The sequence below is a fragment of the Actinoplanes auranticolor genome (genome assembly GCF_018332655.1).
In the GTDB taxonomy this organism is placed as follows: Bacteria; Actinomycetota; Actinomycetes; order Mycobacteriales; family Micromonosporaceae; genus Actinoplanes; species Actinoplanes auranticolor.
The window spans coordinates 1-19,714 of the sequence record NZ_BOQL01000004.1 but is presented as its reverse complement, the minus strand read 5'-3'; the positions used below and the strand labels follow the sequence as shown (position 1 = coordinate 19,714).

Here is a 19,714-nt window from a genome sequence, read left to right as displayed (position 1 = left end):
GTGACGGCGCCCCATTGAGAGAATCCACTGTTCTGATGTTCCACGGCAGAGCCGCCGCCGACCACTTTCCGACACCCGGGCGGGGTCCTCAACCGGGTTCTCCGGCGTCCTGCCAGGGCCGTCACGGTGAGTCATGCCGTTTCGAGTGGTCGGTGGGTGACGGTGGTGACCCCGCAGAGCTTGTCTCGGCGTTCCTCGAAGGCAACGGACTGCCGGTGCGAGACATCGGCCGAACGGCTACCCAATTCCACCCGACCGGCGGCGGAACCCCTTGCGGCGCAACACTGTACGTGTCCGCCTCGGCCGGTTCGGTGATCATCGGCGGGCCCCCGGGAACGCCCTCTCCGGTCCCCGGCATCCCCGACGTGGTGGCCGTGGTCCACACCCACCGCGACCCGATCGAGTCGTCACCGTCAGTGATGGGAGCGTGTGCGATCGGCTCCGGCAATTCGGGAGGTTCCGCAGGGGGTGCAAGCCCGGACGAGTGGCAGCTGGGTCCGTGGCGCGACAGTTGGAGCCGTGACGAGCACGCCGCCGCGGTCAGCGCCGTCCGGAGTGCCATCGGGCGTGGCGACGTCTATCAGGTCAACGTCGTGGGGCATGCCTCAGCGCCGTACACGGGCGATCCGGGGCCGGCCCTGGCCCGGGTGGCCGCCCTGCCCGGCGCGCGCTACGGCGGCGTGCTGAGCGGTGACGGCTGGGCCGTGGCGACGGCCTCGCCGGAGACGCTGGTCGAGGTCCGCGGCGGCCGGGTGATCACCCGGCCGATCAAGGGCACCCGGCCGGCCACCGAGCAGGGCCGCCGGGAGCTGCTCGCCTCGGCCAAGGAACGCGCCGAGCACGTGATGATCGTCGACCTGGAACGCAACGACCTGGCCCGCCTGGGCGTGGGCGCGGTCCGGGTGGACGAACTGTTCGCGGTGCGCCGCTGGTGCGAGCTGTGGCAGGCCGAGTCGGTGGTGTCGGCCCCGATCGAGCAGCCGGTGGGTCTGCCCGAGCTGTTGCGGGCGCTGTGCCCGGGCGGCTCGGTGACCGGTGCGCCCAAGCACGCGGCGCTGGCCGAGATCGCCCGGCTGGAGCCGGTCGGCCGCGGGGTCAGCATGGGCGCCCTGGGCTGGGTCGGCACCGACCACCTCGACCTGGGCCTGAGCATCCGCACGGCGGCGGTCGACGGTGAGCGGGTGCATCTGTGGGCCGGCGGCGGCATCACCATCGACAGCGACCCGTGGGCGGAGGTCGACGAGGCGGCGGCCAAGGCGGCCCCGATGCGGGCCGCCCTGGCCGGTCCCTGAGCCGCACGCCCGCTTCGCCTAGGTTGGGGCCATGACTGTGCGACCCATCCGCTTCTACGGCGACCCGGTGCTGCGTACCCCCGCGGCCGAGGTCGTGGCCTTCGACGACGACCTGCGCGCGCTGATCACCGACCTGGAGGACACCGTGCGGGAGCCGGGCCGCGCCGGGGTGGCCGCCCCGCAGATCGGGATCGGCCTGCGGGCGTTCTCGTACAACGTCGGCGGCGTGGTCGGGCACCTGATCAACCCGGTGCTGTCGGACCTCGACGGTGAGCAGGACGACGACGAGGGCTGCCTGTCGCTGCCCGGCATGGAGTATCCGACCCGGCGCGCCTGGGCGGCGACCGCCACCGGCGTCGACCAGTTCGGTGAGCCGCTGACCATCAAGGGCACCGGGCTGCTGGCCCGGGCGTTGCAGCACGAGACCGACCACCTCGACGGCCGGCTCTACCTCGACACCCTCACCGGTGACATCCGCCGCCAGGCCCTGCGTGAGCTGCGCCGCGGACCGCGGGCGGCCCGCCGATGACCGAGCCGGCAGTCCCCGACACGACCCGCCTGGCCGCGGCTTCGCTGGCGGCCGGCGATCCCACCGGCTGGTTCGAGCAGCTGTACGCCGAAGCCGGCGCCGGCACCGCGCACGTGCCCTGGGACGTGCCGCGCCCCAGCAAGCTGCTGGCCGAGTGGGCCCGGGACGCGGCAGTCACCGGGGCCGGGCGCCGCGCCCTGGTCGTGGGCTGCGGACTGGGCCGCGACGCCGAGTTCCTGGCCGGGCTGGGCTTCACCACCACCGCGTTCGACATCTCCGCCACCGCCGTGCGCACGGCGCGCGAGCGGCACCCGGACTCGCCGGTCGAGTACGCCGTGGCGGACCTGCTGGACCCGCCGCCGCAGTGGCGCGGCGGCTTCGACCTGGTGTGTGAGAGCAACAACGTGCAGGCGCTGCCCCAGCCGGTCCGCGACCGGGCGATCGCCCACGTGGGCCCGCTGGTCGCCCCCGGCGGCACCCTGCTGGTCCTCGCGGCCGCCGCGACCGGTACGGGCACCGCAGGCCCGCCGTGGCCGCTGACCCGGGCCGAGATCGACGCGTTCGCCGTCCCGGGCCTGACGCCGGTGCGGGTGGACGAGCTCGTCGACGCCGACGACCCGCTGATCAGGCGGTGGCGGGCGGAATTCCGAGCCGCCGGATGATCTCGGGCAGCTCCGGCGGTTCCAGCCCGTCCAGCCCGCCCAGCTCGGCCGGGCTGAGCCAGGCGTGGCCGGCCAGGATCTCCTGCTCGTCGGGCATGAGCCCCTCGCGGCCCAGCGGCGGCCGGGAGCCGGCGTAGCGGGCCAGGAAGAACTCCTCGGGCCCGGCGAAGCGCTGCCCCTTCCACCGGAAGTCCCGCTCGACGGTCACCGGCGGCCCGGCCACGGCGCCCGGGTCGAGCCCGGTCTCCTCGGCCAGTTCCCGGCGGGCCGCGGCCAGCACGCTCTCGCCGGGCTCGACCCCGCCGCCGGGCGGCTCCCACACCACGTGCCCGTCCACCGGGTCCAGCCAGCGCAGCAGCAGGATGCGGCCGTCCGCGTCGACGCAGACGACCCGGGCGGCGCGGCGGTGGACGGCATCCATGTCAGAGCACCTCGAATCGCGGCGGTGGGTGGCGCAGGAAGTCGTGGTGGGAGATGTCCCAGCCGTACGCGCCGGTGCGGGCGAAGACCAGCACGTCACCGATGCGCAGCCGGTCCACGCCCTGGTCGCGGGCGAGGACGTCGCGCGGGGTGCACAGCTCGCCGACGGCGTCCACGGTGACGTCGGCGACCTCGGGGCGGGGCCACTCGTACGGCCAGTCGTCGACGGCCAGCACGGTGAACGGGTGGCTGTAGCCCCAGGCGGCGGGCAGCCGGAAGTGGTGGGTGCCGCCGCGCAGCACCGCGAACCAGCGGCCGTGGGTGTGCTTGAGGTCGAGGACCTCGGCGGCGTACCAGCCGGCGTCGGCGGCCAGGATCCGGCCCGGCTCGACGATCAGCTCCACCCCGGGGGGAACCGTCAGCCCGGCCAGGCCCGCGCGCAGCTCACCGAGGTCGATGGTGGCGTCGCTGAGGTAGTCGACGCCCAGGCCGCCGCCGACGTTGACCAGCCGCAGGCTCAGCCCGTGCCGGGCGGCGGCGGCCACCGACCAGTCGAGGGCGCCGGCGATGAACCGGGCGTGGGCGGCGGCGTCCAGGTTGTTCGACACGGCGTGCAGGTGGAAGCCGGTGATCCGCACCGAGGTGAGCGGCAGCGCCAGCACCCGGGCCAGTTCCTGCTCGTCGACGCCGAACGGGGTGGGCGTACCGGTCATGGCGTGGCTGCCGGGCAGCGCGGCCTGCGCGCGGTTGACCCGTACCGCTGCGTCCACGACCGTCCCGGCCGCCCGGGCGGCCCGGTCCAGGCGCCGCAGCTCGTGGCCGCTCTCCACGTTGACCTGCGCGCCGGCGGCCACGGCGGCGGCCAGCTCGGCGTCGGTCTTGGCCGGTCCGCCGAAGACGATCCGGCCGGCGCCGGCCGCGACCGCCAGGTCGAGCTCACCGCCCGAGGCCACCTCCAGGCCGTCGCAGGCCGCGCCGAGGGTACGCACCACAGCCGGGTGCCCGTTGGCCTTCACCGCGTACAGCAGGGTCGTGCCCGGCGGCAGCGCGGCGCGCACGGCAGCGGCCCGGTCCCGCAGCGCGGCCGTGTCGTAGACGTACGCACACATCGGCCGGGGCAGCGCCCGCAGCGCGGCGGTGACGTGCTCAGGCGCCGGCATGCAGGGGATTCTCCACCGGCAGGTACTCGTCGCCGGCCCCGGCCAGGCGCATCCGCACCAGCGCCTTGTGCGGCACGGTCGGCGCGGTGAACGCCGCGTGGTCCTGCGCTGCGAGCTCGCCCTGCCCGGCGTAGGTCTCGTCGACGACGGCCCGCACGATCCGCCAGGCGGCGTCCTCGTCGAGGGAGTGCGACTCGCCGAGCCGGATCACCAGCTCACCCAGGTGGGCCTGGAACGCGGTGTAGCCGATCTTCGCCCGCAGCACAGTGGCGTCGTCCGTGCCGACCACCGAGCCGGGCCACAGGCTCACCTCGTGCCCGGCGGCGGCCAGCCGGCCCGGGTGCAGCCGCAACCCGGCGAAGTCGCGCACGGCGAGCCGCTGCGGCACCCCGCCGGTGAACGTGGGCAGGCAGTTCTGCAGGTGCGCCTCCAGGGCCACCCCGCGCAGGGTCAGCCGCAGCAGCGGCGGCAGCACCAGCCGGGTGTACGCGTCCAGGAACGCCGCCGCCGCGCCCGCGTCGTCGCGCCGGCCCGTACTCGTGGCGAATTCGGCCACCAGCCCGGCCGCGACGAACGGCAGCGCCCCACCCGGCACGGCCCGCTCGCCGGGGCGCAGCCGACCGGTGAGACCGTCGCGCATGATCGCGGCCATGTCGCGCCCGGACCCGGCCGGTACGGCCGCCCCGGCGGTCTCGGCCATCAGCAGCAGCCGGTCCGCGGCCGGGTCCTCGGCGACGAGCCGGTGCAGCAGCACGGACACGGCCGGGCCGTTGCGGGTGCTGGCGACGCTGATGCTGCGCCGCGTCGAGGTGACCTGGATGTCCAGCGACACCTTCACGTAGCGCCGGGTGCCGTCGGCGGCGACCGGCAGCAGCAGGGTCCGCAACGCCGCGGTCGGGATCGCGTCGAGCTCGTCGTCGAGGATCCGCAGCGCCCCGCTGCCCAGCAGCTCGCCGTAGCGCGCCGGCACCACGGCGTCGCGCTGCCAGGCGTGCACGGGCTGCAACCGGTAACCGGCCGGCGCCGGCGGCAGCTGCGGATAGACCTCCCGCAGGGCGGCGCCGACGTCGTCGCCCAGGTGCAGCTCGTCGCGGACGGCCAGGAACCCCAGCCGGGTGTGCCCGGCCTCCAGGTCGTGGGCGAGCACGTCGCTGGTGTCCCAGCCGAGCCGGGTCCGCCCGCAGGGGTGCAGGTTGTGCCCGGCGACGGCGAGCCGCTCCCCGGCGACGGCGGCGTGATCGGGGTCGGTGGCCGGCAGGTGCTCCTGCCGGGCCATCGCGACGGCCAGGTTCACCACGGCGTTGCGCAGCTCGGCGGCGAACCCGGCGGCGTTGCCCGGCAGCCGCTCCGGCAGTAGATCAGCGGGGTCGTCGGCCCCGGCGGCGGCGTACTCGACCCGGTGGAAGGCGTGCATCCGGTCGCCGGCCGCGGCCGGCACGATGCCCTCGCGCACCAGTGCGCCGCGCAGCCGTCGCCCCACGACGTCGGCGGCCTCGGGCAGCGCGGCGGTGAACCGGTCGCTGAGCTGCGGTGCGTGCACGGCCAGGGCCGCGCCGGTATGGGCGGCAGTGAGGGAGAGCCGGGTCGCCAGGCTGCGTGTCATGCCCCCGCCATCGGGTTGTCGTGAGTGGTCCAGAGGTCGTCGAGCGGGTCGTCGGCCAGCCGCATCGCCGTGGTCGCCTTGACCGGCAGCGGGTCGCTGAGCAGCCGCGCCGCGTCGTCCGTCGCGGTGCCACGGATCGCGGCGGCCGCTGACGCCCACAGCCGGGCCGGGTCGGCGCCGGCCCGGGCCAGCACGGCGACGAGCTGCGCGGTCACCGTGCCCAGGACGGCGGCGGTCAGCTTGGTGCGCAGCACGTCCGGGTCGTCGGAGGGCAGGTCACCCTCGATCGGGGGCGCCTCGACGCCGTGGGCGCGCAGGCGGCGGGCGCTGACCCGGACCCCGCCGAGGTCGCGGTAGACGATCCGGGCCGGCCGGTCGCCGTCGAGCACCAGCAGCGTGTTCTGGCCGTGGGCCTCCAGCGCGACGCCGCGGTCCAGCACGGTCAGCAGCGGCGGCAGCAGCCGGTGCACGAGGTCGTGCCACCACGCGTACGGGTCGGTGGCGAGCCGGGGGAGCAGCAGGGGCAGGGCGCCCAGGGGCAGGACCGTCTCGGTCGCGGTGATCCGCGGGGCCTGGCGGCGCAGGTACGCGAGGTGGCGCTGGGGCCGGCCGTCGATCAGGACCGCGCCGGCGGCGGTCTCCCGCAGGACGGTCAGGGGCAGATCGGCGGTGAGGGTCTCGAGCAGGGCGGACAGTCGCGGGCCGTTGCGGACCGCGGCCGGGGAGACGGTACGCACGGCGGAGGTCATCTGGATGTCGACGGCCGTCTTGACATGGTCGGCGCCGGACAGCGGGGCGACGGTCCGCAGCGACATCAGGGGCCGCACGGGCTCGGTCTGGCCGGCGTCGGTCAGCCACGGGTAGCGGTCGATGAGGCGTCCGGCCTGCCAGGGGTGGGCGTAGAGGACCGGTGGGGTGTCGCCGTACCAGCGGGCGGGCGGGACGGCGAGGCGGCGCAGGCGGATGACCGGGCGGTGCTCCGGGGCGTAGGCCAGGACGTCGGCGACCGTCATGCCGCCGCGGGTGCGGGTACAGGGGTGCAGGGGGTGGCCGTCGAGGACCCGTTGCTCGAGGCGGCCCAGGCCGTCGGGGTCGCCTTCGGCGTTCCTGCGTTCCTGGGCGGCGCGGGTGGGCGGGGGGTCGGCGTAGGCCAGAGCGAGGTTGGCGACGCTGTTGTCGATCTCGCGGGCCAGGCGTTCGGTGTGCGGGCCGAGGTCCAGTGCGCGCAGGAGGGCGGCGGGGTCGTCGTGGGCCTCGTCCCGTGACCGGTCGGAGTCGGTCAGGTGGGCGGTGAGGCCGGGTTGCGGGGTGGCGAAGGGCAGGGTGGCCGCGGCGGGGGCGGTGAGGGTGCGGCCGTCGGAGAGTTCGACATGGTGTGCACGGTGGGTTACGCCCGGGATCGGCTCGTGATGGAGGGCGTTGAGGAGGCGCGACAGGATCGCGGCTCGGGCCGCCGGGAGGGCCGCGTCGTAGGCGGTGACCAGGTCCGGGCGGTGTTTGTGCAGGTCGGCACGGGTTCGGGCGGGGTCGGCGGTGTGCCCGTCGGGTGGTGCTGGGGTGGTCGGTGGTGTGGGCACGGGTCGTATTCTCCGGCAGTCGGCTCGCCGGGTTCGGGCCGGGCCCATCCATCAACATCCTAGGATGCCTTACAGGGTGTGCGCTCGGCCATCCGCGCACGGCAGGGTCAAACCAAAAAGGAATCAACGACTCCGCCCGATTTGGATTCAGCTTCGGGGTTGGTGGCCGCTTCGTGGGTGGGCACGGCCGGGACTCACCGGCGAGTGAGCCCGGGTCAACTGCCGGCGCTGTGGGATGTTCGTCGGGGCCTTGTCCGTAGCCACCGTGCGGGGTTCGTACGTGGCCGGCCTTCAGCCTTGGTGCATCGCTGCCAGGAATGCTGCTTCGCGGGCCGGGTCCAGGCCGACGGGGGTGCGGTCGGGGCGTTGTGGCGCCGTACCGCCGATGGCTTGCAGCCAGGTCCAGGTGTCGGCGATGGTCTCGCCCACCGGGCGGATCTTCAGGCCGAGGCGCTGGGCCTTGGTGACGTCGGCGCCGTGCATGAAGTCGTGGTCGTGGCCGGTGAGCCAGATCGGCAGGTCCATCCAGGGCTCGATGCCGGCGGCCACGATGGCCTCCGGGCCGGCCCAGCGCAGCTCGGCGCGGTTGCCGGTGACCTCGTTCGCCGTTTCCAGCAGCTCGCCCATCGTGGTGTGCCCGGGCGGGCTGACCACGTTGTAGGGGCCGGTGGCGCCCTGTTCGGCCGCGTCGAGCATCCAGGTCGCCAGGTCGCGGGCGTCGATGTACTGCAGTTTCCGGTCGTGCGGGCCGGGGGCCAGGGTGGGGCCGCCGCGGGCCAGGCGGTTGAGCCACCAGGGGAGGCGGCCGATGTTCTCCCGCGGTCCCAGGATGAGCCCGGCGCGGGCGTGCAGGACGGGGCCGGTGAAGTTCTGTTCCGCGGCGAGCTCGGCGCCGCGCTTGGCCGCCGAGTAGTCGGTGTCGTCGTCGGAGTCCGGGTCGGCGTCGACGACCGGGTCGTCCTCGGTGCGGGCGGCGGTGTCGGTGTCGGCGTGGACACTGCGGCTCGAGAGGTACGTGTAGTGGCCGGCGTGGCCGTCGAGGGCCCGGGCTGCGTCGCGGACGGCGCTGGGGCGCCCGGACCAGGTGTCGACGACCAGGTCCCAGGTGCCGCCGGTGAGGGCGGTCAGGCCGTCGGGGCTGTGGCGGTCGCCGGTCAGGACGGTGGTGCCCGGCGGGGACGGCTGGTGGCCGCGGTTGAGGACGGTGACGGCGTAGCCGCGGGTGCGGGCCTCGTCGACGATGGCGGGGCCGACGAATCCGGTTCCTCCGAGCACGAGCAGCTTCATGGCGTCGACGATGCCTTCGTCGTACCCGCGGCGGAAGATGTGATCGCTGACAGCGGAACCGGGGGTGCGTGATGGCGTTGCGGGTGGATCTGACGTTCGACTGCGCGGGGGCGGTGGCGCTGGCTGAGTTCTGGAAGCTGGCGCTGGGCTATGTGGACGAGCCGCCGCCGGCGCCGTACCGGACGCGCGAGGAGTGGGCGGCGTCCTTCGGCCCGCCGGGGGATGACGAGGGCGAAGGGGCGTGGTTGCACGATCCGGAGGGGGTGGGGCCGCGGCTGGTGTTCCTGGAGGTGCCGGAGCCGAAGGTGGCGAAGAACAGGCTGCACCTGGACGTACGGGTGGGCCGGCACGGGACGGCGGAGCAGGTCTGGGAGCGGGTCGAGGCGAAGGTGGCGCAGTTGGTGAGCGCGGGGGCTTCGGTCCTGAGGGTGGACGGGACGCACCACGTGGTGCTGGCGGATCCGGAGGGCAACGAGTTCTGCGTGGCCGGCTGAGGCGTGTCAAGCCCCGAGCGGGAAGGCGGCGACTCGGTGCCAGTTGTCGCCGGGTTCGCGGAGGCCGGCGAGCAGGTGGATGGTGCTGACGGTGGTGGTGATCGGCAGGTGCCCGGTGACCGCGGTGGCGGCCGCTTCGAGGGTGGGGCGGGGGTGGTCGTGGCCGATGGTGAGGTGGGGGATCGTCTCGTCGAAGGCGCCGCCGTAGGGCTGGGCCTGCGGGAACCGGGCGGCCAGGGCGGCGGTGAGGGTGATGAAGGGCCGGGCCGGGTTCGGGGCGAGCCAGGCCACGGTGTCGCCGAACCACCCGATGCGGTCGAGGGTGAGTTCGAAGGAGGGCTCCGCGGCGGCGATCTCCTGGACGGCGGCTAAGGCGTCGTCGTTGATCTCGTCGGGTGGCAGGAAGGGGAAGACGAGGGTGATGTGGGCCGGCACGCCCCAGGAGGCGGCGCGGTCGAGGGTGGCGCGGTGGGTTCCGACGGCCGATTCGGCGGCGGGGACCTCGATGACCAGGGCGGTGTGGGTCGCTTCCATAAGTTGATTGTTGCGGGGTGGGCTACCGCTTTTGGGCGCGGTCCGGCGCGGCGCGGCTCGGCGCGCTGTGGTGCGGCCGTAGGTGCCGAGCAGGTGGCCTAAGCGGCCAGCGGCCGGTCAGCTGATGAAAACGGCGCGGAAGTCGACAGCAGCGATCATCTGCCCCCGGTTGTTGATCCCCACGGGCATCTCATTGCCGCTGAGACCACGTGTGGTCAGGTCGACGATGTGACGGTCGCGCCACAGGACCGGCCGGCTGGTGCCGTCCGGGGTCTGGGCCACGCCGGCGAAGACGCCGTTGTCGTTGACCGCGGTGGCGTTGCCGTCGGGGCCGCCGAGGGTGCCCAGCTCCGTCGGGCCGAGCGGGTACGTCACGGGCCTGGTCCGTCCCAGCTCATCGGTGGAGTGGCCGGCGATGATGCCGCTGTTGTTGAGGTCGTTGGGGTAGTTGCGGCCGGGTGTGGCGAGGGGGCCGAAGCCGCTGGTGGAGCCGTACTGCTGAAAGCCGAGGTAGGTCTCGTCGAAGAGCACCAGGACCTTGGCCTCGTTGTTGATCTTTCCGGTGGTGCGGGCGGTGGTGTTCTCCGGGCCCAGCTCGGTGGTGGTGGTGCCGTTGTGCCAGATCAGGCGGCTGGTCGGGCTTCCGGTCTCGTCGACGCGGGAGACGAGGACCTGGCCGTTGTCGTTGATGTCCCAGCCGATGCTGCTGCCCTGGCCGAGGTCGGTGATGCGGCCGTGGCGCCAGATGACCGCGCGGGATTCGCCGGTTGCGGTGAGGGCGGTGCCGGCGATGACTCCGGATTCGTTGATGCCGTGGGCTTCGGCGTAGTGGCCGCCGGGCAGGGTGGCGAGGACGGTGAGTTTTCCTCGTCTCCAGGAGAAGGCGTGCATCTCGCCGTCGGTGGTGAGGCTGCGGCCGACGGCGACGCCTTTGTCGTTGAGGTCGTAGACCTCGGTGGAGAGGCCGCCGAGGGTGCCGAGGTCGGTGACGGTGTAGTGCCGGGGTGCGGCGGTGGCCGGGGTGGCCAGGCCGGCTCCGGCGACGGTGGCGGTGGCGGTGATGAGGGCGGCCAGCAGTTTTCTCATGTTTCCCCCCGTGGGACGACAGCGAGTCGTTCCAGTGTGGACCGGCGGTGCCGGGCCGGGGGAGAGCCGATCATCCATGAATGCCCTGACAGATGTCACGAGTCGTCCGGGGCGCGAGGAATGGGTTCGGCGCAGTTCGGAGCGGCCTTCGGGCGGACTTTAGGCTTTTTCGCAGTGCAACCGTCCGGCAACCGAACGCGACCGGAGCCTGCACCCCGCGCCACGAAAAGTTCCCCCTGTCAGCCGGTGAGCCGTCACCGGGCGACACACACGAGGGGGAACACACGATGTCCGCAGCCACGACGAAGACCGTCAGCCGCGAGCTGGAGCAGCTGATCCGCGAGAACATGCCGCTGGTGGGTCACCTGGTGCGCGAGATGTTGTTCAAGGTTCCCGCCCACGTGCACCGTGACGACCTGGCCTCGGCCGGTTACGCCGCGCTGGTCACCGCCGCGCAGGCGTTCGACACGGGCCGGGGGATCCCGTTCGGCCGGTTCGCCGCTGTGCGGGTCCGCGGTGCGCTGCTGGACGAGCTGCGCAGCATGGACTGGGCGAGCCGTTCGGTGCGGGCGCGGGCCCGGCGGGCGGATGTGGCGCGTCAGGAGCTGACCGCGCAGCTGGGCCGTACGCCGAGCCCGGCCGAGCTGGCCGAGCTGCTGGGTGTGGGGGTCAACGAGCTGGCCACGGTCGACGACGACGTGCAGCGCGCGGCGGTGCTGTCGTTGCAGGGTTTCACCGTCGGGGCGGCCGAGGACATGGTCACCGACGATTCGATGAACCCGGAGGAGACGCTGCTGCACCGTGAGCGGATCGGCTATCTGCATGACGCGGTGGCGGTGCTACCGGAGCGGCTGCGTTTCGTGGTCGAGGCGTCGTTCCTGCAGGAGCGGCCGCTGGCCGACGTCGCCGCGGAGCTGGGGGTCACCGAGTCGCGGGTGTCGCAGCTGCGTACCGAGGCCCTCGCGCTGCTCAAGAACGGTCTGAGCACGCACATGGAGCAGCAGGACGCCGGGTCGGCCAAGGGTGACGGTTGTGTGGCGCGGCGCCGGGCGGCGTACGCGGCGCAGATCGCCGCGCGCAGCACGATGGCGTCGCGGCTGGCCGTGACCGACGTGCAGGGGATGCACAAGTCGGTGGCTTACGCTGCCTGACCCGTGCTGGGCCGTGGTACCGGCCGGGCCGCCACGCTGACGTGCGTGACGGCCCTGTCGTGTCTCAGCCGGCGGTGGGGATTGTTCGGCGGTGACCGGGGCGCCCGGGCGGGCGATGAGCACGGCCGCGGCGGCGAGCACGAGGCCGGTGATGGCCAGGCCGGGATCAGCCAGGGCGGTCCGAACGGGGTAGTACGGCCCGGGGCGCAGTGCGCTGTGCACGGTGAATACCGGGCTGAAGTCGTCCGCATGGCGGAAGGCTCGCATGACGTTGCCGTAGAGGGCGACGGCCGGCAGGGCCAGGGTGATAACGGCCAGGGTCACGCCCGCGGTGGCCGCGGTGGCCCGCGCGGCGCAGCCGGTAGGCGCCGGCGGCGGCGAGCAGCCAGCCCGTGGCCAGGCCCAGCACGGTGCCGGCGACGATTAGCGGCAGGAACGCCGGGGTGGGCCGGGCCCACGTGTCGGTGTCGACCGTGCCGCGGCCCGGCGGTGCGGAACGCCCGGACGGACATCGCGATGCCGTCCTTCTCGGCCTGGAACTGGTCGTTGTGCATCGGGATGGCGATCGTGGCCCCCGTGCCCGCAGTTTGACGTCGCCGCCGGACAGCACGGTGACGATGATATATCGCCAACCGTAGTATGAAATCGGGTTGCGGAGCCGCCGGGGCCGCGCGACAGTGGATCCCGAGCACCTGCCGCCGAGCCCGAGGAGTCGTCACCTCCGTGTGATACCGACCCGACCCGTGCACGCGCCGCCCGATCCTGGTCGCGCGCGGGTCGCCGTACCCCTGTCGGTATCCGTCCCAGGAGGACTCCTTGTTGAAAGCCGCCTCGATCAGCCGCGCCCACGACGGTGATCTGCTCTTCTCCGGTCTCGATCTGATCCTGGGTCCCGGCGACCGCGTCGGCGTCGTCGGCCCCAACGGGGCCGGCAAGACCACCCTGCTGCGGGTCCTCGCCGGTGAGCTCCCGCCGACCTCCGGCACCGTGACCCGGGCTCCCGGCACCCGCGTCGGCTACGTGCCGCAGCAGGTCACCGACCCGCGGGGCACCGTCGGGGAGTTCCTCACCGCCGGGCTCGGCGAGCTCGCCGAGGTCACCGAGCGTCTGCGGCAGCTGGAGACCGCGCTCGAGCGCGGCGCCGACGTGCTCGACGAGTACGGCCTGGTCCAGGAACGCTGGACCGCGCTGGAGGGCTGGACCGGCGAGACCCGGCTGAGCGAGATCCGCCAGCGCCTCGACATCGACCACCTGCCCGCCGGTCTGCGCCTGAGCGAGGTCAGCGGCGGTGAGCAGGCCCGGCTGCTGCTGGCCCGGGCCCTGCTGGACGCGCCCGGGCTGTTGCTGCTCGACGAACCCACCAACCACTTCGACGCCGAGGGCGCCGCGTGGCTCGGTGACTGGCTGCGCGACTTCCCCGGCGGGGTCCTGGCCGTCAGCCACGACCGGGCATTCCTGGACGCCGTGGTCACCCGCGTCGTCGAGCTCGACGGCATCCACGAGCAGCCGCAGGACTATCCCGGCGGCGGCTACACCGCCTACCGGCAGGAGAAGGCCCGCCGCTGGCAGCGGCTGCTGCTGGACTACGAGGCCCAGGAGAAGGACCGGATCCGCTGGGAACAGGACATCGAACGCACCAAGCAGCAGGCCCGCTTCGTCGAGACCACCGTACGGTCCGGGGTCGAGGCCCCGCACCTGCGCCGGATCGCCAAGAAGGTCGCGCAGAAGGCCAAGGCCCGCGAGCGCCGGCTGCGCCGGCAGATGGAGTCCGCCCGGTGGATCGCCGAACCGCGGACCCGCCCGCCGCTGACCCTGGCGTTCCCGGCCGACGACAGCACCGAGCGCGACACCGTGCTGGCCGTGCACGACCTGACCGTCAAGCTCGGCGACCGGACCCTGCTCGACGGCGTCGACCTCGACGTGCGCCGCAGCGACCGGATCCTGATCACCGGGCGCAACGGTGCCGGCAAGACCACGCTGCTGCGTGCGATCGCCGAGCGCGCCGAGGTGGAGCTGGCGGTGCTGCCGCAGACCTCCGACGGGCTGCGCACCGCCACCACGGTGGTGGACTTCTTCCGCTCCCGGGTGCCGGTCTACGCCGAGGACGCCGAACGGCTGCTGGCCGGGCACCAGTTCGGCCCGGACCAGTGGGGTTCGAGCCTGCGCAGCCTGTCCGCCGGGGAGCTGCGCCGGCTGCTGCTGGCCGTCATGGTCAACAGCCCGGCGCGGATCCTGCTGCTCGACGAGCCGACCAACTTCCTGGACTTCGACGCCCTGGAGGTCATCGAGCAGGCGCTGCGCGCGTACCGGGGAACCCTGCTGACCGTGACCCACGACCGGTACTTCGCCGACGCGGTCGGGCACACCCGCACCTGGCATGTCGCGGACGGTCACGTGCGGCAGAGCTGACACGATGGTCGCCATGTCGACGCTGATTCCGAGACAGGGCCCGGGCGCGCTCACCGTCGGCGGCAGCGCCGAGCAGGTCACCGAGGCGTGGCTGGCCAACCGGCGGCTGTCGGAACACACCCGCGACGCGTACCGGCGTGACGTCTCGGCCTGGCTGGCCTGGTGCGCCGGGCGGGAGGTGGACCCGCTGCGGGCCTCCTTCCTGGACGTCAACGCGTACGCCCGGGGCCTGGAGGCGCAGGCGCTGGCCCCGGCCACCGTGGCCCGCAAACTGTCCGGACTGTCCAGCTGGTACGACTTCCTGGTCAAGCTGCGCGCCGTGGACGCGAACCCGGTCGGCGGCGCGGACCGCCCGCCGGTCTCCCGTGACCATTCCGCCACTGTCGGACTGTCCCCGGAGGAGGTCGACGCGCTGCTGGACGCTGTGGAGGCCGAGACCGGGCCGGCGGCGCTGCGGCACCGGGCCGCCATCGCGTTGCTGGCCGACCTGGGCCTGCGTGTCGGGGAACTGGTCGGGCTGGACATCGCCGACGTGGGTGTGGAGCGTGGGCACCGTAGCGTGCGGTTCACCGGCAAGGGCGGCAAGCCCCGGCGGCGGGCGCTGACGCCGTACGCGGCGGCCGCCCTGGATGCCTACCTGCACCAGCGCGCCACGGCCGAGGCCACCACCGCCGACCGGCTCGACGGGCCCCTGCTGGTCACCACCACCGGCGCCCGCATCGACCGGCACGCCGTGTTCCGGCTCGTGCGGCGCCTGGCCCGCGACGCCGGCATCGCCGGGTGGGCCCGGCTGTCGCCGCACTCGCTGCGGCACGCCTTCGCCACCACCGCCCGCGCCGAGGGTGTGCCGCTGGAGGACGTGCAGGACGCGATGGGTCACGCCGACCCGCGGACCACCCGCCGCTACGACCGCGACCGGCACAACCTCGACCGTGACCCCGCTTACACCATCGCCGCGGCACGGGTCAGGCGCAGCGGTGGCTGAGCGACCCCCTATCCTCGACCGCGGTCAGGCAACGATCAAGGGACGAGGTCGGGTTGAACATCTTCGAAGCGGTGCTGCTGGGTGCGGTGGAGGGCTTCACCGAGTTCCTCCCGATCTCCAGCACGGGACACCTGACCATCGTGGAGAAGCTGCTCGGCTATCAGATCGACGCGCCGGACATCACCGCGTTCACCGCGATCATCCAGTCCGGCGCGGTCATCGCCACCGTCATCTTCCTGCGCAAGGACATCGCCCGGATCATCTCCGGCTGGGTCCGCGGCGTGCTCAACGCCGACCAGCGTGACGACCCCGACTACCGCTTCGGCTGGGCCGTCATCCTCGGCTCGATCCCGATCGGCATCGTCGGGCTGCTGTTCCAGGACACCATCGAGAGCACCCTGCGCAGCCTGTGGTTCGTCGCCGGGGCGCTGATCCTGTGGAGCGGCGTGATGGCCTTCGCCGACCACGCCGCCACCCAGGTCCGCCACGAGGAGGACGTGACCTGGAAGGACACCCTGATCATCGGGACCGTGCAGTGTCTGTCGCTGATCCCCGGCGTGTCGCGCTCCGGCGCCACCATGTCCGCCGGCCTGCTGCGCGACCTCGACCGGGTGACGGTCACCAAGCTGTCGTTCTTCCTGTCCATCCCGGCGCTGCTGGCCGCCAGCGTGCTGCAGACGGTCACCGAGTACGACAACATCTCCGCCGACAACGGCGGCGTCGGCTGGTTCCCGACGATCGTCGCCACCCTGGTCAGCTTCGTCGTCGGCTGGTTCGCCGTGTCCTGGCTGCTGAAGTTCATCGCCCGGCACTCGTACAGCATCTTCATCGGCTACCGGCTCGTACTCGGCGCCGTGCTGATGGTGCTGCTGGCCACGAACGTCATCGAGCCGAAGTGAGCGACCCGGCGGCCCGGGCCCTCGCGTACGCGGGGCTCGGCGCCGCCGGGACCGTGCCGGTGCCCGGATCACCGTCAGCTTCCACCCCGATCGGCTGCTCGCCGACGGGCGTACCGTCGCCGAGCACCTGGCCCGCGACGGCGTCTACCGCCACCTGTTGTGGCGAGACCGGTCGGCGGCCAGGCTGACCAGCCGGGAGTTGTCACACGCCGCGGCAGCCGCGTCGCGTCGAACAGTGCGACGATGGTCGGCCGCGGCTGACGACCTGCATCCAGTTCGACGATGACAGGCAAGTACCGCTCACCGCGGCACCTCGCTGCGAGCGCGCTGCCGCCGTTGACGTCGCGGCCGTACGCGCAGGGTCGAGTACAGCAGGATCAGGTCGGAACCGGCATCGTGAGGACGATCTGCGCTCGGTGTGGGCGATGGGAGAAAACTGACCCCCGGGCGGGGGACGGATTCCGGGGCGGATTCGCGCGATCGTCGCGTCCCCGGTGCCGATCCCCGACAGCTGCCAGTACTCGAACCCGCCCGTCGCCGCGGGAATCCGTTTTAAGCCGTCGTTGACACTCCGACACCGCGGAATGTAGACGTCGCCGCTGCTCCAGCCCCGACGACCTACGGGGGCCTGTAATGAGCAGACCTTTGCTGCTCGTGCGGGTGCCGGTGAAGCACTCCCGTCGCGGTGACCCCTTCCATTCGAGATATCCCAACTTAGAGCAACTGCGACGTTACTTATGGTTACGCTTCCGCGAGACGGGCTCACCTCGGAGTTCTTGGCCGTCGAGCCCCACCCAATCCATAGACGTGGTCCCAAGGACCCGTAGGAGGACCCTCGCATGCGTAAGTCCAAGTCACGCTCAAGCCGGATGGTCACGGCCGCCGGGCTGACGACCGGAGCAGTCGGTGTCGCTCTGCTCGTCGCACCGTCGGCGGCGTTCGCCGCCGTCGCGGTGACGCCCCCGGTGGTCGCACCCGGCGGAGTCGTCACCATCACCGACACCGCCCCGAACCCGCTCTTCTCCGCAGGGACGGGAGTCACCGCTGCCCGGGTGCAGATCCTGACGGGCGCCACCGCGACGTGCGGCGCCACGCTCGCCACTCCGACGAGCGCCATCCTGGCGTCGGATGGCACGTACACGAACACGTCCACCACGACCTCGGTGACGTTCAAGATGCCCGCCGCTGCGACCGCGGGGACCAACGGCCAGGCCAAGCGGTACATCGCCTGCGTGTACGCCGCTGACGGCTCCACCGCTCGGGCAGGCCTCGCGGCCGGCTACCCCGTCCTCGTGGGTACGGCCCCGACGCTCAGCTCGACCAGCGGCCCGTCGGGTGGGGGCAACACCGTCGAAGTCAAGACCAGCACCCCGCTCTTCACGGGCGTATCTACGGTCTCGGCCCAGTTCAGCACGGCGTCGACCTGCGCGGCCACGTACGGCACACCGGCTGCGGGCCTTGTCGGCACCGTGAACCGGGTGTCGGACTCGGCCGTGAATGTCGTCGTGCCGGCCGGCGTGACGACCGATCCTACGACCCCTGCTAGCTCGGTCCTCCCTCTTCAGTACAGCCTGTGTCTGTACAACGGTGTGGCCGCCGGTTCCACACTCATCTCGGCTGCCCCGTACACCGCGAGCCTGCTCATCCTCAGCCAGCAGATCGCAGGGTGGCAGGGTGGCAACGCCCTCAACGTCACCACCGCGACTGACCTCTTCGCCGGTGTCGAGGCTCCGGGCGTGAGCTTCCAGAAGGCGGCCTGCGACACGACCTACGAAGAGACCGCCGCGCCTCAGGCGCTGCACCTCGTCACTCAGACGGATGTTCGTAAGGTCACCGACGCGCGCGTGGCCGTGACCGTTCCCGCGTTCTACCCCAACGTGGGGGCCTTCAACACCGCGGCTCCGACGGGACGTGAGACGTGGAACCTGTGCATCTACGCGGGCACCGCTGATGAGTCCTCGCCTCTGCTCGCGAGCAACTCGTACTCCATCACCACGCTGCACAGCGCGACCGGAATCACCCCGAAGGCGGGCCCGGCACTGGGCGGTTCGCGGATCGTCGTGAGTGGTAGCGCCTTCCCGACGAACTCTTCTGAGATCACCGCGACGCTGGGTGGCACGGCGCTGACCGATATCACGGCGATCTCCTCCACCGCGTTCTCGGCGACCACCCCGTCGCACGCGCCGGCGAACAACGTCGCCCTCGTGGTGACCACCCCGTTCGGCCAGCACATCCTGCCGAACGCGTACTCGTACACGTCGGCACTTCGCGTGACGCCCAACACGGCGCCGAACACCCGCGCCGTGAACGTCATCGTCCGCGGTGTCGGCTTCCAGAGCGCATCGTTCCAGACAACCCCGGACGCTGGTGCGCACATCTACCTCGTCGAGGGCACCTACAGCGGGGTGACCGTCGGCTCCGACCGGGCCAACGCGCCAGTCACCGACTGTGTCAACACCCTCATCCTGAGCGACACCGAAGTGATCTGCACCCTCAACCTGCACCGCAGGTTGAACACCACTGGTGCCGCCTTCGTCGACCCGTTCGTCCCGGCCGCTGCTGTAGCAACGACCATCGACACCGTTACCGGCAGCCGAATCATCAGTGCCGCTGCGGCCACCTTCACCGAGGAGAACATCGGCATGATCCTCGACGAAACCGGCGCGGTCAACATCCCGGTCGGCACCACGATCACCGCCGTGCTCAGCGACACCCAGGCGATCATCTCCAACGCCGCCCTCGACACGAACAGCGACATCACCGCGAGGTGGCTCACGCCGGCGCACCGTACCGGTGTCTCCATCACGACTGCCGCTGACGCCAACATCACCGCAGGCCCCGGTACGACGTTCACCCAGGCCGATGTCGGCAAGGTTCCGGTTGGCGCCAACTTCACGCCCGGCACCTCCATCATTTCGGTGACCAGCCCCACCGCCGCGGTCCTGTCGGCAGCCGCCATCGGCACCCCGGGCACGAACACTGTCAACCTGCACCACCGGTACACCCCCGTTCCCGAGGGTGCGTACAACCTGACCTACGTCAGCAACGGGGCTGTGGGCGCGGTCGGCACCGACCCGAACTACATCCAGAGCCTGGTTTCCAGCACGTCGACGTTCACCGTCTCGTCCTTCTGACAGTCCACCGCATCACCGATCTTGCTTGAACAACCAGCGGCCCGGAGCGCAGCTCCGGGCCGCTGGCCGTATCTGGGGCGAGCCTGCCGGGCAGTCCCACAACCCGCTGCGGCGGCGAGAGCGTAGCGACGTTCTGGCGTCTGCCGCGCAGCCGCTCAGGTTGCACGACAACGAGGAGTGCCGGTAACGAACGTGGCACAGGAATGAGCGAGAGAATCAACAGCAATGCCAGTCAGCCGCCGCTGCAGCAAGCCCCTGCCCGGGTCGCCCTGCAGCCGGTTGCCTGCGTCCGCCGCTCACCGGAGGCTGATCGGCGTTGACGCGGCCACTCCTCGCGGCGCCGGCCACAGCAGGTGCGCACAGTGAGTAGCAGCGCTACCAGGCCGCGGCTCGCCGCAGTCACCCGCCGGTTATCACCGGTTCATCATGGAGCTCTCAACGCTGCAGGGCCGGCGTCGGGGCTGCCGTCCTGTCTCAGTGCCTGTCCGGAAA

At 72.4% G+C, this 19,714-nt stretch carries 16 protein-coding genes; 9 read left to right on the top strand and 7 right to left on the bottom strand.

Annotation, left to right across the window (positions count from 1 at the left end):
* The first annotated feature begins 35 nt into the window (after window positions 1-35).
* From Aau02nite_RS01855 to Aau02nite_RS01845, 3 genes are read left to right on the top strand one after another with little or no spacing between them, the layout of a single operon-like run.
* Window positions 36-1,292 carry a chorismate-binding protein gene (locus tag Aau02nite_RS01855; RefSeq protein WP_212986527.1) on the top strand — a complete coding sequence of 419 codons (1,257 nt, stop codon included), beginning with the start codon at window positions 36-38 and terminating at the stop codon, window positions 1,290-1,292.
* Window positions 1,293-1,323: 31 nt separating this feature from the next.
* Window positions 1,324-1,821 (top strand): peptide deformylase, encoded by a 498-nt coding sequence (locus Aau02nite_RS01850; protein WP_212986526.1) that lies wholly within the window; start codon window positions 1,324-1,326, stop codon window positions 1,819-1,821.
* Complete coding sequence (locus Aau02nite_RS01845; protein ID WP_212986525.1) at window positions 1,818-2,483, top strand: class I SAM-dependent methyltransferase; 666 nt, start codon at window positions 1,818-1,820, stop codon at window positions 2,481-2,483. The genes Aau02nite_RS01850 and Aau02nite_RS01845 overlap by 4 nt, the downstream gene beginning before the upstream one ends.
* Here the strand turns inward: Aau02nite_RS01845 and Aau02nite_RS01840 are convergent.
* The 5 genes from Aau02nite_RS01840 to Aau02nite_RS01820 form a co-directional block, all read right to left on the bottom strand.
* Entirely contained in the window at window positions 2,446-2,904 is a 459-nt protein-coding gene (locus Aau02nite_RS01840) for an NUDIX hydrolase (protein WP_212986524.1), read from the bottom strand. The two genes, Aau02nite_RS01845 and Aau02nite_RS01840, sit on opposite strands and share 38 nt — an antisense overlap.
* 1 nt (window position 2,905) lies before the next feature.
* Entirely contained in the window at window positions 2,906-4,063 is a 1,158-nt protein-coding gene (locus tag Aau02nite_RS01835; protein WP_212986523.1) for an alanine racemase, read from the bottom strand.
* Window positions 4,050-5,666, bottom strand: coding sequence for an IucA/IucC family protein (locus tag Aau02nite_RS01830; protein WP_212986522.1), 1,617 nt, complete (start codon window positions 5,664-5,666; stop codon window positions 4,050-4,052). The genes Aau02nite_RS01835 and Aau02nite_RS01830 overlap by 14 nt, the downstream gene beginning before the upstream one ends.
* Window positions 5,663-7,243 (bottom strand): IucA/IucC family protein, encoded by a 1,581-nt coding sequence (locus Aau02nite_RS01825; protein WP_246594823.1) that lies wholly within the window; start codon window positions 7,241-7,243, stop codon window positions 5,663-5,665. The genes Aau02nite_RS01830 and Aau02nite_RS01825 overlap by 4 nt, the downstream gene beginning before the upstream one ends.
* A 291-nt stretch (window positions 7,244-7,534) precedes the next feature.
* Complete coding sequence (locus Aau02nite_RS01820) at window positions 7,535-8,530, bottom strand: NAD-dependent epimerase/dehydratase family protein (protein ID WP_212986520.1); 996 nt, start codon at window positions 8,528-8,530, stop codon at window positions 7,535-7,537.
* A gap of 71 nt (window positions 8,531-8,601) precedes the next feature.
* Between Aau02nite_RS01820 and Aau02nite_RS01815 the strand changes: the two genes are divergently transcribed.
* Window positions 8,602-9,024: a VOC family protein gene (locus Aau02nite_RS01815; RefSeq protein ID WP_212986519.1), complete on the top strand. Its 423-nt coding sequence runs from the start codon at window positions 8,602-8,604 to the stop codon at window positions 9,022-9,024.
* Between the two features lie 6 nt (window positions 9,025-9,030).
* On the opposite strand, the gene Aau02nite_RS01810 is transcribed toward Aau02nite_RS01815, so the two are convergent.
* The gene (locus Aau02nite_RS01810; RefSeq protein ID WP_212986518.1) at window positions 9,031-9,558 is read right to left on the bottom strand and encodes a 2'-5' RNA ligase family protein; all 528 of its coding nucleotides are present in this window, start codon (window positions 9,556-9,558) and stop codon (window positions 9,031-9,033) included.
* A 117-nt stretch (window positions 9,559-9,675) separates the two neighbouring features.
* Complete coding sequence (locus tag Aau02nite_RS01805; protein ID WP_212986517.1) at window positions 9,676-10,644, bottom strand: hypothetical protein; 969 nt, start codon at window positions 10,642-10,644, stop codon at window positions 9,676-9,678.
* 287 nt (window positions 10,645-10,931) lie between these two features.
* Here Aau02nite_RS01805 and Aau02nite_RS01800 point away from each other — a divergent pair, with 287 nt between their 5' ends.
* From Aau02nite_RS01800 to Aau02nite_RS01775, 5 genes are all read left to right on the top strand, one after another.
* Complete coding sequence (locus Aau02nite_RS01800; protein WP_212986516.1) at window positions 10,932-11,795, top strand: sigma-70 family RNA polymerase sigma factor; 864 nt, start codon at window positions 10,932-10,934, stop codon at window positions 11,793-11,795.
* Window positions 11,796-12,611: 816 nt separating this feature from the next.
* Window positions 12,612-14,204 carry an ABC-F family ATP-binding cassette domain-containing protein gene (locus tag Aau02nite_RS01795; RefSeq protein WP_212986515.1) on the top strand — a complete coding sequence of 531 codons (1,593 nt, stop codon included), beginning with the start codon at window positions 12,612-12,614 and terminating at the stop codon, window positions 14,202-14,204.
* A 13-nt stretch (window positions 14,205-14,217) separates the two neighbouring features.
* The gene (locus tag Aau02nite_RS01790) at window positions 14,218-15,189 is read left to right on the top strand and encodes a tyrosine-type recombinase/integrase (RefSeq protein WP_438841090.1); all 972 of its coding nucleotides are present in this window, start codon (window positions 14,218-14,220) and stop codon (window positions 15,187-15,189) included.
* A 53-nt stretch (window positions 15,190-15,242) separates the two neighbouring features.
* Window positions 15,243-16,088: an undecaprenyl-diphosphate phosphatase gene (locus Aau02nite_RS01785; protein ID WP_212986513.1), complete on the top strand. Its 846-nt coding sequence runs from the start codon at window positions 15,243-15,245 to the stop codon at window positions 16,086-16,088.
* 839 nt (window positions 16,089-16,927) lie between these two features.
* Window positions 16,928-19,222 (top strand): IPT/TIG domain-containing protein, encoded by a 2,295-nt coding sequence (locus Aau02nite_RS01775; protein ID WP_212986512.1) that lies wholly within the window; start codon window positions 16,928-16,930, stop codon window positions 19,220-19,222.
* Window positions 19,223-19,714: the final 492 nt, after the last annotated feature.